12 protein-coding genes are annotated in these 12,493 nt (G+C 74.0%); 8 read left to right on the forward strand and 4 right to left on the reverse strand.

Annotation, left to right across the window (positions count from 1 at the left end; translation table 11 throughout):
- Window positions 1–20 precede the first annotated feature (20 nt).
- On the reverse strand, window positions 21–1,145 hold the full coding sequence (locus ACFV4P_RS26265) for a low temperature requirement protein A (RefSeq protein WP_380475094.1): 1,125 nt from the start codon (window positions 1,143–1,145) through the stop codon (window positions 21–23).
- Window positions 1,146–1,329: 184 nt separating this feature from the next.
- Between ACFV4P_RS26265 and ACFV4P_RS26270 the strand changes: the two genes are divergently transcribed.
- The 4 genes from ACFV4P_RS26270 (at window position 1,330) to ACFV4P_RS26285 (ending at window position 6,064) form a co-directional block, all read left to right on the forward strand.
- Window positions 1,330–1,869, forward strand: coding sequence for a hypothetical protein (locus ACFV4P_RS26270; protein WP_380475096.1), 540 nt, complete (start codon window positions 1,330–1,332; stop codon window positions 1,867–1,869).
- A 38-nt stretch (window positions 1,870–1,907) separates the two neighbouring features.
- Window positions 1,908–3,542 carry a WXG100 family type VII secretion target gene (locus ACFV4P_RS26275; RefSeq protein WP_380475098.1) on the forward strand — a complete coding sequence of 545 codons (1,635 nt, stop codon included), beginning with the start codon at window positions 1,908–1,910 and terminating at the stop codon, window positions 3,540–3,542.
- A gap of 112 nt (window positions 3,543–3,654) precedes the next feature.
- Window positions 3,655–5,130 (forward strand): type VII secretion-associated serine protease mycosin, encoded by a 1,476-nt coding sequence (gene mycP / locus ACFV4P_RS26280; protein WP_380475100.1) that lies wholly within the window; start codon window positions 3,655–3,657, stop codon window positions 5,128–5,130.
- Window positions 5,131–5,284: 154 nt separating this feature from the next.
- A complete protein-coding gene (locus tag ACFV4P_RS26285; protein WP_043914117.1) occupies window positions 5,285–6,064 on the forward strand; it encodes an HAD-IIA family hydrolase in 780 nt (259 codons plus the stop codon).
- A gap of 90 nt (window positions 6,065–6,154) precedes the next feature.
- Here the strand turns inward: ACFV4P_RS26285 and ACFV4P_RS26290 are convergent, their stop codons facing one another.
- Complete coding sequence (locus tag ACFV4P_RS26290; protein WP_380475102.1) at window positions 6,155–7,093, reverse strand: LysR family transcriptional regulator; 939 nt, start codon at window positions 7,091–7,093, stop codon at window positions 6,155–6,157.
- Between the two features lie 141 nt (window positions 7,094–7,234).
- Here ACFV4P_RS26290 and ACFV4P_RS26295 point away from each other — a divergent pair, with 141 nt between their 5' ends.
- From ACFV4P_RS26295 to ACFV4P_RS26310, 4 genes are all read left to right on the forward strand, one after another.
- The gene (locus tag ACFV4P_RS26295) at window positions 7,235–8,146 is read left to right on the forward strand and encodes a zinc-binding dehydrogenase (RefSeq protein ID WP_380475104.1); all 912 of its coding nucleotides are present in this window, start codon (window positions 7,235–7,237) and stop codon (window positions 8,144–8,146) included.
- 29 nt (window positions 8,147–8,175) lie between these two features.
- Window positions 8,176–8,625 (forward strand): nuclear transport factor 2 family protein, encoded by a 450-nt coding sequence (locus ACFV4P_RS26300; RefSeq protein WP_380475106.1) that lies wholly within the window; start codon window positions 8,176–8,178, stop codon window positions 8,623–8,625.
- Between the two features lie 149 nt (window positions 8,626–8,774).
- The gene (locus ACFV4P_RS26305) at window positions 8,775–9,035 is read left to right on the forward strand and encodes a hypothetical protein (RefSeq protein ID WP_380475108.1); all 261 of its coding nucleotides are present in this window, start codon (window positions 8,775–8,777) and stop codon (window positions 9,033–9,035) included.
- Window positions 9,036–9,044: 9 nt separating this feature from the next.
- Window positions 9,045–10,115 carry a Gfo/Idh/MocA family oxidoreductase gene (locus tag ACFV4P_RS26310; protein ID WP_380475110.1) on the forward strand — a complete coding sequence of 357 codons (1,071 nt, stop codon included), beginning with the start codon at window positions 9,045–9,047 and terminating at the stop codon, window positions 10,113–10,115.
- Window positions 10,116–10,503: 388 nt separating this feature from the next.
- Here the strand turns inward: ACFV4P_RS26310 and ACFV4P_RS26315 are convergent, their stop codons facing one another.
- Window positions 10,504–11,544, reverse strand: coding sequence for an adenosine deaminase (locus ACFV4P_RS26315; protein ID WP_380475112.1), 1,041 nt, complete (start codon window positions 11,542–11,544; stop codon window positions 10,504–10,506).
- Between the two features lie 71 nt (window positions 11,545–11,615).
- Window positions 11,616–12,416, reverse strand: coding sequence for a hypothetical protein (locus ACFV4P_RS26320; RefSeq protein WP_380475114.1), 801 nt, complete (start codon window positions 12,414–12,416; stop codon window positions 11,616–11,618).
- Between the last annotated feature and the right edge of the window lie 77 nt (window positions 12,417–12,493).

Genomic DNA, 12,493 nt, shown 5'->3' on the forward strand with positions numbered 1-12,493 from the left:
CGGACCCGCTGCGAAGAACGCTACACAGTCGCGCCGACAGCCTGCGCCGCCCGCCGCACCCGCAGCTCCTCCCAGCAGCTCAGCCCGACCAGCACGGCCGCCAGCAGCCCCAGCACGGCCAGCGCGGGCAGCCGGTGCAGCGGGGTGAGCAGCAGCAGCGCCAGCAGCGCGGCCACCAGCAGGCCGGCCGCGCTGCGGGTCGGCGAGAGCCTCCGGAACATCATCCAGCGGGTGTAGTTGAAGCTCAGCAGGTACAGCGCGCTGCCGCCGTACAGCAGCCCGAGCGCCCCGCCGCCGAGCGCCGCCCCCGGCCGGGCCACCGTCTCGCCGAAGCCCACCGCGACGGTGATCACCCCGGCGATCAGTGCCAGGTGCCCGTACGAGAACACCCGGCGCAGCACGTCGCGGCGCGAGCTCGCGGTCTCCAGGACGTGCCGCATCGCGTCGGCGGCGTACCCGAAGTACTGCCACCACAGCGCGCAGGAGATCACGAACGCCACGGCCACCGAGACCAGTTGGCCCGGATGCAGCGGCGAGCCGGCCACCGGGGCGCCGATGCCGACGATGGACTCGCCGAGCGCGACCAGCAGGAACAGGCCGAAGCGCTCCGGCAGGTGGCCCGGGTGGTACTCGACCTTCGCCAGCCGCCGGCGGAACACCAGCGGCGCGGAGAGGTCCGCCGTCGCGGCCAGCGCCCACAGCACCTCCCGTGCGGGGGACGGCAGCAGGCCGCCGACCACCAGCAGCGGGCCGCTGAAGAACGCGCCCACCCCGTACGGGCCGAGCCAGATCCTCCGGACCCGCCGGGCCAGCAGTCCGACCAGCACCAGCCGGGCCGCCCAGTACGCGCCGCCGAACAGCATGCCGCGATCGCCGAACGCCCCCGGCAGGGCGAGCGCCAGGAACAGCCCGGCCAGACCGACGGCGAAGATCCCGACCCGGTCGCGCGGGTTGTCCACGTCCCGGACGTTGGCCTGCACCGTGGTGCCCACCCAGCACCAGTACACCGGCACGAACGCCACCAGGGCCCGCCCGCAGCCCGCCCAGTCGTGGTGGTGGTGCAGCAGCGCCGATACCTGCGTCACCGCGAACACGAACACCAGGTCGAAGTACAGCTCCGCCCAGGTGACGCGCTTCTCCCCCATCCGAACTCCCCCGTACCACAGGCCACTTGACACCCCCTCCCCGGGGGCGACCGGCACAGGGTACCCGGACCGTGATCCCCCTCCCCCTGACGGACCGTCCGTTCGTACCGCTATCTTGAACGCGGCCAATGCCATCGGCGGGCCACCACGGGGGTGGGTCCGCCAAGGGGGAGGGGGATCGGTGATGAGTGACGTCTCCGGCAACGGATGGTCGGGGTTGGTCTACAACGCGGTGTCGGCCGCGACGGCCGTACAGACGCAGGCCATGGTCGCCGCCTCGCAGGCGCGGGCCATCGTCGGCCAGGTCGGCGGCAGTGCGGTCCAGGTCGAGGTGGAGAACCTGCAGACCTTCAAGAACAAGGTCGACCAGATCCTGCGCGAACTCGACGGCTCCCCCGCGAGCCACGGCGAGGTGTCCCAGCAGCAGTTGACGGCCGGCCAGCTCGGCCAGGACTTCGGGCAGGCCGGCGACCTGATGACCGCGTACAACACCGTGCACGGCAACCTGGAGCAGCTGTCGCAGACCCTCGCCGCCCAGATCGCGGCGATGAGCGCCAGCATCGGCAAGGCCGCCGGCACCTACAGCAGCGCGGACGCCGAGCAGGAGGCCCGGTTCTCGTCGATGTCCGGGGCCCGCTCGCAGCTCCCGGCCGCCGACCCGCGGGCCGCCTACCCGGTCCGCCCGCAGGCCCCGGCCACCGGCACCCAGCAAGGCGCGTACTGACGAGGTCTCCGGCGACGGAGAAACGGGGGAGATGAGACATGACCGAGAGGCGCTTCGTCCGGGCTGTCCGCGACGGCGGTGAGATCGACGGTGCCAGCCACCAGGAACTGCTGAACATGGTCCAGCACACGGACCCGCTCGCCGTCATGCAGGTGAGCCAGCGACTGCTGCAGGCCGCCGACAAGATGGACGAGATCAGCAACGAGCTGCACGCCCACATGAGCGGCCTCGACTGGGAGGGCGGCGCGGCCGAGAGCTTCAAGACCTGGGGCGGCAAGGTCTCCGCGTCCACCATGGACCTGGCCTCGTACTCGCGGAACGCCGGCACGTACATGGCGTCCGCCGGCGAGACGCTCGCCGCCGTCAAGGCGGGCATGCCGGCCGTGCCGCACGCCGACATGGAGACCGTCGGCCGCTACGACGGCCAGCCCAACGGCGCCGTCAGCACGGGCGGCGCGATCCTGGGAGGCATGATCCCGGGCGTCGGCGGTGCGATCGGCAGCTGGGGCGCGAACAAGATCGCCGACATGGTCGACTCGGACTGGGTCACCAAGGACGAGGCGCAGGCGGCGCAGCGGCGGGTCGAGCAGGCGCACACCGAGGCGATTCAGCAGATGACCAAGCTGACGCAGGCGTACGAGCAGTCGACCACGCGGCTCAACTCGGTGCCGCCGCCGATGTTTCCGCCGTTGCCGGGAGGGAACGAGCACCGGGACGATCTTGTCGACGTCCCGGTCGGTGGCGGTGGCGGCAGCAGCGGCCGGACCCCCGGTGGCGGCAGCACCATGCCGTACCCGCCCAGGGTGGCCCCGCCGCCGTCCCCGAGGCCGCAGCCGGTGCCGACTCCGGGCCCGACGCCGAACCCGTACCCGGGGCCGACGCCTCCGGGTCCGCACCCGTACCCGGTGCCCACGCCGGGGCCGACGCCGAATCCGTTCCCGGGGCCGACGCATCCCGGTCCGGTCCAGGACCCGGGCACTCGCATCGACCACACGCCGACACAGTCGCCGCCGGCCCCCGACCCGAGGATCCCGGGCACCGGGCCGGGCACCGGTGGCGGTGGTGCCCCCGGGGGCAGCTGGGGCGACACGGCCGGCGGTCCCGGTGGCGGCGGGCGCGGTGGCAGTGGCTCGACCGGCCCGATCGGCGGCGGGCCGATCGGCGGCGGCATGGGCAGCGCCGGCGGCACCACCGGCACCGGCCGGACCGGCGGCGGCAGCGCGCCGGGAGCCGGCGGCACCGGCGCGGGCACCCGTCCCGGCGGCACCGGCGCGGCGACCACCGGCACGGGCCAGACCGGCCAGGCGGGCCGCGCGGGCGCGTCCGGCATGGGCGGCATGGGCGGCGGCGCCATGGGCGGCGGCGGTGCCCATGGCGGCGCGGCCGGCGGCGGCGCGCGCGGCAGCGGACTGGTCGGCCGGGCCGGCGGCACCATCGGCGGACAGCGCGGGCCGGGTTCGGGTGCCCGCGAGGCCACGCCGGGCGGCACCGGACTGCGCGGCCGGGCCGAGCGCGGCGCGGACGGCCGGGCAGGGCAGGGCTCGTTCGGCGGTGGCCACGGCGGTGCGAGCCGCAAGGGCAAGCCGCAGGGCAAGCGCCCCGACTACCTGACCGAGGACGAGGACACCTGGACGTCGGGTATGGGCCCGGTCAACCCGGGTGTGATCGAGTAAGGGCTGCACTCGCTGCCCGGCCGCAGGGGAATACCGCTCCTGCGGCCGGGCAGCATCGTGCGGTCGGGGGCAAGTCACTCGCCGAACACGTCGGCGTGCGAAGGAGTTTGTGATGCGGCGAACGGGCATGGCAGGGCGGGGGCTGCGGCTCGCCGCGGCGGCGGCGGTCGCCGGTGTCCTGTGTGGGTGGTCGACGGGGCCCGCGCTCGCGGCCGACTCGATCCGCGCACAGGAGTGGCACCTGGACGCGATGCACGCCGAGGAGATGTGGCGGACCAGCACGGGGACGGGTGTCACGGTGGCCGTCATCGACGGCGGCGTGCGGGGCGACGCTCCCGACCTGGCAGGCCAGTTGGTGGCCGGGACGGACCTGAGCACCCAGTCCGGCGGCGTGCTCACCGACGGGGACGGCCACGGAACGTCCATGTCGACCGTCATCGCCGGTACCGGGAAGGGCCTGAACGGCAACGGGGCGTACGGTCTCGCGCCCGGTGCCAAGATCCTCCCGATCAAGGTCGACTACATGGGCGGCGGGGGCCGCGAAAGCGCCAACCTGGACCAGATCGCCCGAGGCATCACCTACGCGGCCGATCACAACGCCAAGGTCATCAACATCTCCTCCGGCATCCCTGCCGACGCGCTGAAGCCTGCAGACCTCCAGAAGCTCAAGGCGGCCGTCGAACACGCCACGTCCCGAGGCTCCCTGGTGTTCGCCGCGGCAGGCAACAGCGGCAACACGGACAACCACGTGGAGTACCCCGCCGCCATGAGCGGCGTGGTCGGCGTGGGCGCCACCGACCAGAACGGGAAGGTCGCGGCGGTGTCGGAGTACGGCCCACAGGTGGCACTCGCCGCCCCGGGCACGGACATCTACGGGGCCTGCAACGGTCCCAGCGGCTACTGCAAGGGCTCCGGCACCTCCGGCGCCACCGCCCTGGTCTCCGCCTCCGCCGCGCTGATCTGGTCCGCGCACCCCGACTGGACGGCCAACCAGGTGCTCCGTGTGCTGATCAACACCGCCAGCAACCCGAAGGAACGCAGCGACTACCTCGGCTACGGCACCGTCCGGCCGCGCGTCGCGCTGACCGAACCCGGCGACCCGGGTGCGCCCAATGTCAGCCCGCTGCCCGCCGCGGCCGGGTCCTCGCCCACGCCCGAGAACTCCGGCAAGACCGGCGGTGCGGCGCAGCCCAGCGGCTCCGCGAGTGCGCCGGCCGACTCCGCACCGGGCCAGGGCGGGGCGGGGTCGCAGCCGTCCGCGAGTGCCGACGGCTCCTCGAAGTCGAACACCGTGCCGCTGCTGATCGGCGGCGGGGCGGCCGTCGTGGTGCTGCTGATCGTCGTGGTGATCATCGCCCGGCGGAACCGCCGGCCCTCCGCCGTGCCGGTGCCGCCGCAGGGGCCCCCGCAGGGGCCGTTCCCGGGCCAGGCGCCCCTGCCGCCCTACGGCCAGGCCCCGCAGCCGCCCTACGGCCAGGCCCCGCAGCCGCCCTACGGCCAGCCGCAGCAGCCGCAGCAACCGCCCTACGGTCAGCCTCCGTACGGCCAGCAGCCCCCGTCCAACGGCGGCAACCCCTACGCGAACTGAGGCCGGGGCCACGGCCGCCCCTGTGGTCGGCCGGCGGGGCGCACTAGGCTGAGCTGCGTTGGGGCAGCCAGTGGCGCCCGGCCGGCCAGCGGTGTCCGGTCGGAGCGATGCACATTGATCGTTCGACCGTCGCAAGACCTAGGAGAGACCCACCGTGGCAGACCGCAAGCCCATCGAGACCTGGCTGACCGACATGGACGGAGTCCTCATCCACGAGGGCGTGCCGATCCCGGGGGCCGACGCTTTCATCAAGCGGCTTCGCGAGTCCGGCAAGCCGTTCCTGGTGCTCACCAACAACTCGATCTACACCCAGCGGGACCTGCACGCCCGGCTGTCCCGGATGGGCCTGGACGTGCCGGCCGAGCACATCTGGACGTCCGCGCTGGCGACCGCGAAGTTCCTGTCCGACCAGCGTCCGAACGGCACCGCGTACGTGATCGGCGAGGCGGGTCTGACCACCGCGCTGCACGACGTCGGGTACGTGCTGACCGACACCGACCCGGACTTCGTGGTGCTGGGCGAGACCCGCACCTACTCGTTCGAGGCGATGACGAAGGCGGTGCGGCTGATCGACGCGGGCGCCCGGTTCATCGCCACCAACCCGGACGAGACCGGCCCGTCCGCCGAGGGCGCGCTGCCGGCGACGGGTGCGGTCGCGGCGCTGATCACCAAGGCGACCGGGGTGGAGCCGTACTTCGTCGGCAAGCCGAACCCGCTGATGATGCGGGCCGGTCTGAACGCGATCGGCGCGCACTCGGAGAACAGCGCGATGATCGGCGACCGGATGGACACCGACATCGTCTCCGGCATGGAGGCCGGCATGTCGACGTTCCTGGTGCTGACCGGCCTCACCCAGGCCGGCGACGTGGACCGCTTCCCGTACCGCCCGACCCAGGTGGTGGAATCCATCGCGGACCTGGTCGAGCTGATCTGATCAAGTCGTCCGCCCCGCCCGGGAGTTCGGGCGGGGCGGCCGCTACGCGCGCACCGGCCGACGCCCGGTCCGGGGCGGCCGTGAGGCGGTTCAGCCGAGGTCGCGGGCGTCGGTCTCCGGCAGCCAGTCGCGGCCGGGGCGGTACTCCAGCCAGCGGCGGTCGCGGCCGCGGTCGGCGAAGGCGCGCAGCAGGGCGGGCACGGCGGGGTGCGGGCGTTCGCGGTGCCAGACCAGCGACCAGGCGTACAGCGGGACGGGGTCGGCGAGCGGGCGGACCACCAGTCCGGGCGGGACGGCGAGCGGGAGTTCGGCGGGCAGCAGGGTGCAGCCGTCGGGGACGGCGCGGACGCGTTCCAGCAGGTGGGCGAGGCCGAGGTTGGCCTCGCCGGGGAGCAGCGGGACGTCGAAGCGTTCGGCGAACCGGGTCAGGAAGTCCAGCCGGGCGGGGTCGGCGGGCAGCACCAGGCGCAGCGCGGCGAGGTCGGCGGGTCGCAGGGTCGCGGCGCGGGCCAGCGGGTGGGCGGCGGGCAGCACCGCGTCGACGGGTTCGAGGCGGACCAGCCGGTGTGCCAACTGCCCGTCGGGGCCTGCGTGGTGGCGGCCGAATCCGGCGGCGCTCTCGCCGCGGGCGAGGGCGGCGGCCACCGTGTCGAGGTCCCGGGCCGGTCCGACCTCGACGGTCGACCCGGCTGCGGCGGCGAGGACTTCGCGCACGGTGCGGAGCGGCTCGAACAGGTGGCCCCAGACGTCCAGCCGGGCGGGTGCGGCGGGCCGGCGGACGGCGGCGAGGACGGCCTGCCCGGCGGCGAGCGCGTCCCGTGCCGGGGCCAGCAGGCGTTCGCCGGCCTCGGTGAGGCGGACGGCGGCGGGGCCTCGATCGAGCAGCCGGACGCCGAGTCCGTCCTCCAGCCGGGCGACGCGCTTCGACAGCGCCTGCTGACTGATCCCCAACTGTCGGGCGGCGCGCCCGAAGTGCTGCTGGTCGGCGACCGCGACGAAGGCGCGCAGCTGTCCGAGGTCCGGGTCCATGCGGCCATCATCGCCGACAACCGCCGGTTGTCGTCGGGGCGTTCGGGTTGTTGGACCGGGCCGCGGCGCCCGCCGTGTACTGGACGTGTTCCCGCCGGGCCCGCCCGTGAGCGGCCCGCCCCACACGTCGAAGGACATCCCATGAAGGCCCTGATTCCCGCCGCCGGCACGGTCGAGTTCGCCGAGGTGCCGCAGCCCGAGCCGCGCCCGGACGAGGTGCTGGTGAAGGTCGACGCATTCTCGGTGAACCGCGGCGAGACCTTCCTGCTGGAGGCCCCGCCGCTGGGCTGGCGGCCCGGCAAGGACGTCGCGGGGCTGGTCGTGCAGGCCGCCGGCGACGGCAGCGGGCCGGCCGTCGGGCAGCGGGTGGTGGCCCATCCGCCGGGCGCGGGCTGGGCCGAGTACGCGGCGGTGCGCACCGACGCCCTCGCGGTGCTGCCGGAGCAGTTGGACACCCGTACCGCCGCCGCCCTCCCGCTGGCGGGGCTGACCGCGCTGCGCCTGTTGCGCGCCGCGGGGGCCGTCACGGGCCGCCGGCTGCTGCTGACCGGCGCGTCCGGCGGCGTCGGCCACTACCTGACGGAACTCGCGGCGTCCGCCGGCGCGGAGCTGACGGCCGTCACCGCGAGTCCCGAACGCGGGGCGCGGCTGCGGGAGTTGGGAGCGGCCGAGGTGGTGCACGCGCTCGCCGACGCGCGCGGGCCGTTCGATCTGGTGCTGGAGTCCACCGGCGGCGCGGCGCTGCCGCAGGCGCTGGCGCTGCTGGCCCCGCGCGGCCGGCTGCTCTGGTTCGGGCAGGCCTCCCGGGAGCCGGTCCGGCTGGACTTCTTCGCGCTGCTGTCCGGCCCGACGTCCGCCACGATCGAGCACTTCTCGTACGCCGACGTGGACCACCCGGACGGCCCGGACCTGCGGACCCTGGTCCGGCTGACCTCCGAGGGCCGGCTGCACCCGGAACTCGGCCTGGTCGACGACTGGCACCGCACCGCCGACGCGATCGCCGCACTGCGCGGCCGCCGGGTCCGCGGCAACACCGTCCTCACCCTCGGCTGACCCCCCACCTGCCCCTCGAAGGAGCCCCCATGAGCACCGGCCCGCACACCGACCCGCACACCGACCTGAGCACCGACCCGCGCACCGTCGTGACCGCGTACATCGCCGCCGTCGCCCGCGGCGACCAGGACGCGATCCGCGACGCCTTCACCGAGGACGCCGTCTGGCACTACCCGGGCGACCTGCCGCTGAGCGGCGAGTGGCGCGGACGGAAGGCCGTCGTCGAGGAGTTCCTCGGTTCGATCGGCGGCCTGGTCGCCCCCGGCACCGCCGTCCACGTCGAACTGCTCGGCGCCCCGATCGCCGAGGGCGACCGGGTGGTCGCCGAGTGGGCCTCGCACTGCACCACCGTGCAGGGCCTGCGCTACGACAACCGCAACCTGGGGATCTTCACGGTCCGCGACGGACGGATCGCCGAGGTCCGCGAGTACACCGACACCCAGCGTGCCGCCACCACGCTGTTCGCCGACCGCGCGTGACCGCCCGACCCCGGCCCGTCGCGGCGGGCCGGGGTCGCCTCAACGCAGCCTTAAGCCGCGCCTAACCGATCTGACACACCGTCAATTTCCGCCCCTGGTACGGATAGCGTCCCGGACATACCCTCCGTCCGACGCAAGGAGCCCCGCCCGTGGCCTCCGTCCTCCGCACCGGCGTCCTGCTGGCCGCGATCACCATGCCCGGCGGCACCGGCGCCGTGCCCCACCCGGCAGTCGCCCTCGTCCGCGGGGACACCGCCCACGGCGTGCTGCTGTCGCTCGGCTCGGTGCTGCTGCTCGCCGGCGCGGCCGCCGCCACCGCGCGCCATTGCCGCACCCGGCCCGCCGGACCGCTCCGGCCTGGGACGACGGAGTGGGTGGCGTCCGCCGCTCCGGAGGGCGGGGATGGTTGAGTGGGGGTCATGAGCACGCCCCCTGCCCCTTTCCGCGTCGGCCTGATCGGCTACGGCCTGGCCGGCTCGGCCTTCCACGCCCCGCTGATCGCCGCCACCCCCGGACTCCGCCTGGACGCGGTGGTCACCGCCAACCCCGAACGCCGCGCCCAGCTCCACCGCGAGCACCCTGCCGCCCGCGCCCTCGACACCCCCGACCAGCTGTTCGACGAGGCCGACCGCTTCGACCTGGTGGTGATCGCCTCCCCGAACCGCACCCACGTGCCGCTCGCCCGCACCGCCCTGCTGGCCGGTCTGGCCACCGTCGTCGACAAGCCGCTCGCCGCGACCAGCGCCGAGGCCCGCGACCTGTGCGAGTTCGCCGAGAAGTCCGGCCTGCTGCTGTCGGTGTTCCAGAACCGCCGCTGGGACGGCGACTTCCTCACCGCCCGCCGCCTGATCGAGGACGGCCGGCTCGGCCGGGTGCACCGCTTCGAGTCCCGCTTCGAGCGCTTCCGTCCCAAGCCCAAGCCCGGCTGGCGGGAGCTCTCCGACCCCGCCGAGGTCGGCGGCACCCTCTACGACCTGGGCAGCCACCTGGTCGACCAGGCCCTCGCCCTGTTCGGACCGGTCGAGACGGTGTACGCCGAGATCGACGTCCGCCGGGACGGCGCGGTCGTCGACGACGACGCCTTCCTCGCCCTCACCCACGCCGGCGGCGTCCGCTCCCACCTGTGGACCAGCGCCCTCGCCCCGCTGGCCGGCCCCCGCCTGCGGGTCCTCGGCGACAGCGCCGGGTACGTCAAGTTCGGCATGGACCCGCAGGAGGCCGCCCTCCGCGCCGGCCGCCGCCCCGGGCCGGACGCCGCCCACTGGGGCGACGACGACCCCGCCGCGTACGGCCTGCTCGGCAGCGACGGCGACGCCGAGGCCGTCCGCACCGCCCCCGGCGACTACCCGGCCTTCTACGCGGGCATCGCCGCCTCGCTCGCCGACCACACCCCGCCGCCCGTCGACCCCCGGGACGCCGTCGCCACCCTGACCGTCCTGGAGGCCGCCCGCGCCTCCGCCGCGACCGCGAGCGTCGTCCGCGTGCCCTGACCCGCGACGTCACCGGCCGGGCGGCCCAACTGGCTTTCCCCGCCCGGCCGGTGACGCAGCTCGGCGGTGACATAACATCGGCTTCGGACCCGCATCGCTCCGCAGGTGGAGAAACTCAGGAAGCGCCACCGCAAGGACCGCGACCACCTGCAGGCGCCGTCCTTCTCGGTGATGTACCGCCTGTTCACCACCGCGCCCGGCAGACCCCGCTGCCCGCCGACGCTCCCGCCGGCACGAAGTTCCTGCGTTGGCCGGCCTTCGGCACCCCGGTGTTCGCGCTGCTGCTGCCGCTGGCCGGCGGCCTCTACCTGCTGACCAGCACCGCATGGACGGCGGTCGAACGCTGGTACCTCATGCGCCCGACCGCCGCCGATCTGCCTGTGGGCCCTCAGACCGTGGGCCGGCCCGCCACGTAGGCGTCGATCTCGCCGGTCAGCCGCCGCTTGCCCGCCACGTCCAGGAAGGAGGCTTCCACCGCGTTGCGGGCGAGCGCGGCGATGCCGCTCTCGTCCAGGTCGAGCAGCTTCGCGGCGACGGCGTACTCGGTGTTCAGGTCGGTGCCGAACATCGGCGGGTCGTCACTGTTGACGGTGACGAGCAGCCCGGCGTCGACCATCTGCCGGATCGGGTGGTCCTCGATCCGCTCGACCACGCGGGTGGCCAGGTTGGAGGTCGGGCAGACCTCCAGCGGGATCCGGTGCTCGCCGAGGTAGTCGAGCAGCGCCGGGTCCTTGACCGACTGGGTGCCGTGGCCGATGCGTTCCGCGCCGAGCTCCCGGATCGCGTCCCAGACCGTCTCCGGCCCGGTGGACTCGCCGGCGTGCGGCACGCTGTGCAGGCCGGCCGCGCGGGCCCGGTCGAAGTACGGCTTGAACTGCGGGCGCGGCACCCCGATCTCGGGTCCGCCGAGGCCGAACGAGACCAGCCCGGCGGGCGCCAGGTCGAGCGCGAGCCGGGCGGTCTCCTCCGCGGAGCCGAGCCCGGCCTCGCCGGGGATGTCGAAGCACCAGCGCAGCACGACGCCGAGCTCCTTCTCGGCGGCCAGCCGGGCGTCCTCGATCGCCTCCATGAAGGCGACGTCGGGGATGCCGCGGTTGACCGACGAGTACGGCGTGACGGTGAGCTCGGCGTAGCGGATGTTCTGCCGGGCCATGTCCTGTGCGACGCCGTAGGTGAGCGAGCGGACGTCCTCGGCGTCGCGGATCAGGTCGACGACGCTCAGGTACACCTCGATGAAGTGCGCGAAGTCGGTGAACGTGAAGTACTCGGCGAGCGCCTCCGGGTCCGCCGGGACCTTGGTACGGCCGGCGTGCCGGGCGGCCAACTCGGCGACCACCCGCGGCGAGGCCGAGCCGACGTGGTGCACGTGCAGCTCCGCCTTCGGCATTCCGGCGATGAACGCCTCGATCCCCTGGACTCCCTCGGCCACAGCATGCTCCCGTCTACTCACCCGGACCCGGACAGACCTCGCATGCTAACCCGCCGCGACGAACGGCGGCGTCACCACTTGGCGGTCATCTTCTTCAGCGCCTCGCGGGCCTGCGCCCGGCCTTCGAAGATCTGGCGCTGGGGGTCGACGTCGACGAGCACCGACACGTAGAGAGAGCCCTTGCGCGCGATGATGTAGGAGAAGGGGCGCGGGTCGGTCTGGCCGCCGTCGCTGGTCCGGTAGACGGCGAGGCCTTCCTCGGAGTACACCTCGTCGGCACCGGGGACCTTCGGAGATTCGATGTCGTGAACGCTCTGGTACTTGTTGCTGCCGTCGGTGTAGTCCGTGCAGCGCTTGGTGATCGCCTTCTGCTCGGCGACGTCCTTGGCCGCCGCGTCGACGGTGGTGAACTGACTCGCCACGGTGTTCGCGAACGTACTGTCCGACTCGTGGTCCTGGCGCACGTACCGGAACGTGCTGGCGACCAGGCCGTTGACGTTGGTGCCGTCGGCCTTGTAGACGCAGGACTTGTCCATCACGAAGTTGGCCACGCCGGTGTCGTCGTCGCCGTCGGAGACGAAAGCGTTGTCCCACTCCTCGGCGGTCAGCGCGAGCTTGTCCGTCTTCTTCTGCGCGGCGGCCGTGTCCCCACCGGTCGCGGTGTTGCTCGGCCGGGCGCTGGGCTTGGCCGGCTCCTTGCCCTTGCCACTGGCGCTCGCCGACGGGTGCGCCGAAGCCACCGCGCTCGGCGAGGTCTGGCCGCCGGCCGCCCCCGTGGCCACGTCGTCCTCGTTGCAGGCCGTCAGCATCAGACCGGCCGCCGCCAGTACGGCGATTCGCAGTCCGAGCGTGCGTGCGTGAACCGTCTTCACGGTCAACTCCCCCATGGAATACAAGGCCTCGACCCCCCTGGCCGTGCCGATCGGTCGATCACCCTACCGGACGGTTC

The organism is Kitasatospora sp. NPDC059795, assembly GCF_042732175.1.
GTDB lineage: Bacteria > Actinomycetota > Actinomycetes > Streptomycetales > Streptomycetaceae > Kitasatospora.

Bases quoted from the DNA above. Each gene is read 5' to 3' on its own strand.
- ACFV4P_RS26265 (WP_380475094.1), bottom strand. From the start codon at position 1,145: ATGGGGGAGAAGCGCGTCACCTGGGCGGAGCTGTACTTCGACCTGGTG.
- ACFV4P_RS26270 (WP_380475096.1), top strand. From the start codon at position 1,330: ATGAGTGACGTCTCCGGCAACGGATGGTCGGGGTTGGTCTACAACGCG.
- ACFV4P_RS26275 (WP_380475098.1), top strand. From the start codon at position 1,908: ATGACCGAGAGGCGCTTCGTCCGGGCTGTCCGCGACGGCGGTGAGATC.
- mycP (WP_380475100.1), top strand. From the start codon at position 3,655: ATGCGGCGAACGGGCATGGCAGGGCGGGGGCTGCGGCTCGCCGCGGCG.
- ACFV4P_RS26290 (WP_380475102.1), bottom strand. From the start codon at position 7,093: ATGGACCCGGACCTCGGACAGCTGCGCGCCTTCGTCGCGGTCGCCGAC.
- ACFV4P_RS26295 (WP_380475104.1), top strand. From the start codon at position 7,235: ATGAAGGCCCTGATTCCCGCCGCCGGCACGGTCGAGTTCGCCGAGGTG.
- ACFV4P_RS26300 (WP_380475106.1), top strand. From the start codon at position 8,176: ATGAGCACCGGCCCGCACACCGACCCGCACACCGACCTGAGCACCGAC.
- ACFV4P_RS26310 (WP_380475110.1), top strand. From the start codon at position 9,045: ATGAGCACGCCCCCTGCCCCTTTCCGCGTCGGCCTGATCGGCTACGGC.